Genomic DNA, 542 nt, shown 5'->3' on the forward strand with positions numbered 1-542 from the left:
GTAGGACCAGTAACGCCGGTAGGACCAGTAACACCAGTAGCTCCGGTAACCCCGGTAGGACCAGTAACGCCGGTAGGACCAGTAACACCAGTAGCTCCGGTAACCCCGGTAGGACCAGTAGGACCAGTAACGCCAGTAGGACCAGTAACACCAGTAGCTCCGGTAACACCAGTAGGACCAGTAATGCCAGTAGGACCAGTAACACCAGTAGCTCCGGTAACCCCGGTAGGACCAGTAGGACCAGTAACGCCAGTAGGACCAGTAACGCCAGTAGCTCCGGTAACACCAGTAGGACCAGTAATGCCAGTAGGACCAGTAACACCAGTAGGACCAGTAATGCCGGTAGGACCAGTAACACCAGTAGCTCCGGTAACACCAGTAGGACCAGTAATGCCGGTAGGACCAGTAATGCCGGTAGGACCAGTAACACCAGTAGGACCAGTAATACCAGTAGGTCCAGTGACGCCAGTAGGGCCGGTGACTCCAGTAGCTCCGGTAACACCAGTAGCTCCGGTAACACCAGTAGGACCAGTAACGCCAGT

At 55.5% G+C, this 542-nt stretch carries 1 protein-coding gene; it reads left to right on the forward strand.

Annotated elements, in window-relative coordinates; all coding sequences use genetic code 11:
- On the forward strand, positions 1-542 hold a 542-nt coding region (locus OCU55_RS23775; RefSeq protein WP_261854718.1), incomplete at both ends, for a collagen-like domain-containing protein.

Source organism: Clostridium folliculivorans (genome assembly GCF_024341905.1).
GTDB classification, from domain to species: Bacteria; Bacillota; Clostridia; order Clostridiales; family Clostridiaceae; genus Clostridium_AR; species Clostridium_AR folliculivorans.